General features: G+C 44.6%; 5 protein-coding genes. 1 reads left to right on the forward strand and 4 read right to left on the reverse strand.

The features are described from left to right. Positions 1-1,289, forward strand: a 1,289-nt coding sequence (locus ACP45E_RS08690) for a PTS transporter subunit EIIC (protein ID WP_069584897.1), incomplete at its 5' end; no start/stop codon positions are given. 64 nt (positions 1,290-1,353) lie between these two features. On the opposite strand, the gene ACP45E_RS08695 is transcribed toward ACP45E_RS08690, so the two are convergent. The 4 genes from ACP45E_RS08695 to gcvT all read right to left on the reverse strand — a co-directional run. After that, positions 1,354-2,646: a sensor histidine kinase gene (locus tag ACP45E_RS08695; protein ID WP_017037909.1), complete on the reverse strand. Its 1,293-nt coding sequence runs from the start codon at positions 2,644-2,646 to the stop codon at positions 1,354-1,356. Beyond that, the gene (locus tag ACP45E_RS08700; protein WP_017035897.1) at positions 2,630-3,304 is read right to left on the reverse strand and encodes a response regulator transcription factor; all 675 of its coding nucleotides are present in this window, start codon (positions 3,302-3,304) and stop codon (positions 2,630-2,632) included. The genes ACP45E_RS08695 and ACP45E_RS08700 overlap by 17 nt, the downstream gene beginning before the upstream one ends. 237 nt (positions 3,305-3,541) lie before the next feature. Then, entirely contained in the window at positions 3,542-4,582 is a 1,041-nt protein-coding gene (locus ACP45E_RS08705; RefSeq protein WP_017037908.1) for a trypsin-like serine protease, read from the reverse strand. Positions 4,583-4,733: 151 nt separating this feature from the next. Beyond that, on the reverse strand, positions 4,734-5,660 hold a 927-nt coding region (gene gcvT, locus ACP45E_RS08710; RefSeq protein WP_069584899.1), incomplete at its 5' end, for a glycine cleavage system aminomethyltransferase GcvT.

Here is a 5,660-nt window from a genome sequence, read left to right on the forward strand (position 1 = left end):
TTGCAGTCGGTGTGGCATACGGTTTAGCTAAAGATAATAATGGCGCCGCTGCCCTATCGGGGTTGCTGGGCCTACTTATCATTGAAATGATTGTCGGTAACATTAACGTTATTTCCCAAATCACTGGCGTCCCTGTAGACCAAATGAGCAAAGCTCAGGTTATTGCCTCTGGCGCAGCCGTCAGCGCATTCACCGGAATCATGATCGGTATTATTGCCGCGACACTTTACAATCGTTTTCACACCATTCAGTTACCTGCTGTTTTAGGCTTTTTTGGTGGGCGACGTTTTGTCCCTATCGTCACCTCACTGGCCGCCATTTCGATCAGTCTGGTCATGGTTTACATTTGGCCTGTTGTTTATGGTTCACTGGTTAATTTTGGCATATCCATTTCTGAGCTTGGGGCGACTGGGGCTGGAATCTATGGTTTCTTCAACCGATTATTAATCCCTGTTGGGCTACACCACGCCCTCAACCAAGTGTTTATCTTTGATCTTGTCGGAATTAACGATATCTCGAAATTCTGGTCGGGCACTGGAGAACTAGGCATAACTGGCATATACCAAGGTGGCTTCTTCCCTGTGATGGGCTATGGATTGCCTGCGGCTTGTTTGGCCATGTATCACTGTGCAAAACCTGAAAACAAAAAGAAAATAGGCGGTATTCTTGGCGCTTCTGCGTTCACTGCGATTCTCACTGGCGTCACTGAACCCATTGAATTTGCGTTTATGTTTGTCGCTCCTGTTCTTTTTGTTATTCATGCTTTGCTGACAGCATTATCACTTTATATCGCTGCAAGCATGCAATGGATAGCAGGGTTTACCTTTAGCGGTGGTCTTATCGACTTTGTGCTCTCATTTAATCTTCCACTCGCTGTCAAACCATACATGTTGATTCTGCAAGGATTGTGTTTCGCAACCCTCTATTACTTTGTATTCCGATTCGCAATTTTGAAGTTTGACCTTAAAACTCCAGGCCGAGAGGATGCTGAAGTCGCGGCGGTTGAGTCTGTTTCTTCTGATATCAAGGCTTCGCAGTATCTAGATGCCTTGGGGGGACACGCCAACATAAGCAGTATTGATTCGTGTATCACCCGCCTGCGATTGACATTAAACGATATTTCGATCGCAGACGAAAAAACACTCAAAGCCATTGGGGCACTTGGTGTCGTTAAAATTGGAGGCAATAACCTGCAAGTGATCGTGGGTACAGAAGCAGAGCAGATCGCTCATGCCATGAAGTTAATACCTGCCAGCGATCCTGCATCACAATCACCCATAAAAGCATAACATTCAACGCTTAACCCCAATAAGAGCCAGAGCCAGATTCATGCTCTGGCTTTTATTGGGTCATCTAATGATCAACATAGATTCTCGCCCGTAACCCTGGGTTGTTATCCCGAAATATCAATTTTGCGTGATGCCGCTTCACGACCGCATCAACCAGTGACAAACCTAACCCGTTACCTTGCTCACTTCTACTCTTGTCGGCACGGTACATGGGCCGACAAACGTTCAGTTTATCTTCATCGGAGATTCCAATCCCTGAATCAACGATAACCACACCAAATTGGTCAATGACTACCGATACCTCACCATTGGTTGGCGTATACTTCACCGAGTTCTCTATGAGATTGAACACAGCACGAAACAGTAAAGAACGATCCCCCATGATTGAGCAATGTTGATCCTCTCGAAAACACAAAGTCAGCTGTTTTTGATCCGCGACTGGGGAGATGAATTCCAACGCATCCTGTGCGATCTTCCCGAGATCGACAAGCTCCGTTTGTATAGAAAGTTGACCACTATTCAACTTAGCTATTTCTAACATACTGTTGAATGAAGAAAGAATCAGTTCAAGTTCGTCGTGGCAAATTGCCAACTGGTCTTGGTGAACGTCACTGATATCCTTTTGAGACAACATATCTTCCAATCTTAACTTCAATCGAGCCATTGGCGTTCGCATATCGTGTGCCATACCAACGGTCAACGATTTAAGCGAAGCTTCATTGAGCGCCATTTGCTCAATCATAAAATTAAGATGGATAGCGATAACATCAAACTCATCATCTTGGGTTGACACCGCTATCTTCACGCCTCGCTCTCCGCATAAAACCCTATTCATCGCCTGATTGATCACCTCGATGCGTTTTTGTATTACCAACGTAAAAAATAGCGCCGCGACAAGCATCACCGCAATGGGAAGAATGATACCGGAAAGCACAATAGGAATCAGCGACTGCCGAAACGCCTCTACCGTTCTGGGGTCAACGCCAATCTCAATTTGGTGGCTTTCGCCAATGGGCACAAACGTCTTGTGGTTGTTAAGAAGTGAAATCACTGGGTAATAATTACCGGTGTATACTTGGTCGGCTTGTTCTTGTAAATGAAAATAAAATGGCGTATTTGTCGTCTGTTTCGTTTGCAAAAGCCGTTCTACCTCTCTTTTACCCTGTGCTGCGACAAACCGAAATTCCATAATTTCATCGTTGAGCTGCTTGGTCAGCTGCTGACGATGAAATTCGTCTGAGTCTATATAAACCTGCCGGAGCACAACCATATTGACGACGGCGATAAAAAGGAATAACCCAACTAACGTTTTGAATATCGATGATCGCGTTAACGTATAATCATCGGCGAAGGACATAACCCGCCCCTCTTACCGTATGCAAAAGATCGTGACATTCTGCCCCTTCAAGTTTTCGCCTGAGGTTTGCCATATGAACATCTATTACATTCGTCTTAGGATCAAAGTGGTAACTCCAGATACTCTCAAACAGACGCATTCTGGAAACGACTTGTTCATTATGCTCAACAAAATATTGCAGTAGCTGAAACTCTTTTGGCTGCAAGGTCAGCTCCTGACCATGACAGGTAACTCTATGCGCCTTAAGATCAACCTTAAGACAATCGTAACTGAGTATGTTTTCTACTGGGGTTTGCCTTTGAGTTCGGTGAATAATAATATCGACTCTAGCAATCAACTCCGCTAACGCAAACGGCTTGATCAAATAATCATCACTGCCCGCTTGAAGCCCAACAACACGGTCTTCCACACTGTCCATTGCACTTAAGATTAATACTGGCAACTCTTTTTGTGTTGCTTTGATTGCAGAAAGCACTTTCATCCCATCTAAATAGGGCAACATCCTATCCAGTATGACCAATTGGTATTCACTGCTTAGGGCCATCATTAACCCTTGTCGACCATCTTCAGCTTCATCAACGGCATATCCATGTTCCATCAGCCCTTTTGCAATGAATTCTCTGGTGGTTACGTCGTCTTCAATAATGAGTACCTTCACTACATTTCCTCATCTTTTATCTCATTGATGTGTGAGTGAGTATCCTATTCATTTAACGCTAGATATAAAAATGGCTCGCGTGACTAATGCGAGCCATAACGGTTTAGGGGGTAAACCGCGTGGTTGTCCGAAAGGACAGAATAATTATGACAAACCTAGAATAAAGATTGGGTTGTTAAAACATTAACAATAATTAACCTAACGATGCCTTCAGGTTCCACAAACTGGTTTGTGTACTTAGTATTGTTTGGAATTACTAAATATTGCGTGGGGCTGCAAAGTCATGTTGAACTTACGTCGAACCCCAATTAAAAAAGGCATGAACATTAAAGTGAACCACCCCAATGCACCACCGCTAGAGTCACTTGACGTGGTCGTAGCAGTAGCCCTTGAACTCGGCACAAAATTTCGAACCACCGTTCGAATACCACTGGTTGTTGTGATTTGATATTTGGGCTGTTCTTGTCCATTAATTACAGAGTTGATCCAGTTTCTGTAGTCATATACTTCAGTAAAAGCAGCGGTGTAGTTTTCGTTTGGATCACCACAGGTATCAGGGCCAAAACTGGTGATACCAATTTGCACATAACCACCGCCATTATCCCAATATAGTGGACCGCCGGAATCCCCTTTGCAGGTCGAATTTTTAAGACCGTTGTTTAATGCGCCGGTAAAGCAAATTTGACTATCAGACAGACCGCCACTGCACATTGAACTATTGACTTGAGTTAAGGTGGTTTCAAGAAGCCGATTCCCCCCGTTAACATTGGTAGAGATCTGCCCATGTCCTATCGCAATAGCGCTACCTGAATACGAACCATTGGTGCTCGAGTTTAATAGTGAAGAATAGTCACTCACATTCAACGCGGTTTCTAACTTTAAAACGGCGATGTCGTTGGCCCACAAATCACTCTCGAAGTTAGAATAATTGTCTGGGAAGTAATATTTCTCGACACGCGCTTTTTCTACCGAACCCAATAGATAATCTGACTCATCTTGAAGACCGTATGCAACGTAAAAATTCAATATTCCATCCATATCTTCATAGAAGCAATGTGCGGCAGTCAAGACGTATTGAGAGTTGATGATCGTTGCACCGCAATAGTTGCCATAAGACGATCCATTGTCATAAAAGAGACTGGCAAAGCTTGGATAGTTCGATATATCCGCGTTATTGCCATTTACAATATACGTACTGAGGCCTGAGGCGAGTGCCTGTCCATTTAGCAAAGCAAAGCTCAACACTAAGCTGCCTATTCGAATCGTATTTTTGTCCACTAAGCAATCCTTCTTAACTGAACATGGATTTTTGGAATAGAATACCTAAGTACTACTGATAAAGACAATCACTCTGTTTAAAGAAAAGGGCTAAGAATAAAAAAACCCTCGAAATGAGGGTTTCTATTCAATTCTTATTGTTCAGTATAGGCTATCCGCGGAAATAGCGTTGGGGAACAAACGGCATTTTCTCGACGGTCATTGGCAGCTTCTTGCCTCGCACTTCGGCAAACAACTCAGTGCCCACGGCCATAAGGTCAGCTTTCACATAGGCCATCGATACCGGCTTACCCGCATTCGGGCCAGCTGTACCACTTGTGACAACTCCTACTTTGTTGTCATCTGCATCGAAAAGCTCCGTGCCTTCACGAACTGGGGCTTTTGTTTGGCCAATCAAACCCACACGTTTGCGTGTCACCTCTTTCGTTTGGATCTGGTTTAAGATAATGTCAGCTCCAGGGAAACCACCGGCACGCTCTCCGTCGGTACGACGAACTTTTTGAATGCCCCACAGCAGACTGGCTTCCACAGGTGTTGTTGTTTCATCAAGATCGTGACCATATAGGCAAAGACCACACTCCAAGCGCAATGAATCGCGAGCGCCTAAACCGATCCATTCGACTTCTTCAAACTCGGTTAACTTACGGGCTAACGCTTCTGCATGTTCAGAAGGTACCGAAATTTCATACCCATCTTCGCCAGTGTAACCACTGCGGCTGATTATGCATTCAACGCCATCAAGATCGAGAGTTCTCACATCCATAAATACCATATCGGAAACCGCAGGCTGAATCTGCGAGAGTACCGTGACCGCTTTCGGGCCTTGCAAAGCCAACAACGCACGGTCGTCGATAATTTCGAGTTCCACACCATCAGGCAAATGCGCTTGAAGATGGGTAATGTCTTGCTCTTTACACGCTGCATTCACTACAACAAAGAGATGGTCGCCTAGGTTGGCCACCATAAGGTCATCCATAATGCCACCTTGCTCATTGGTGAAAAATGCGTAGCGCTGGTTACCTTGTGGCAGATCAATGATGTCAACCGGAACCAATGACTCTAAGAACGCTGCCGCACC

The organism is Vibrio genomosp. F10 str. 9ZD137 (assembly GCF_049974785.1).
Lineage (GTDB): Bacteria > Pseudomonadota > Gammaproteobacteria > Enterobacterales > Vibrionaceae > Vibrio.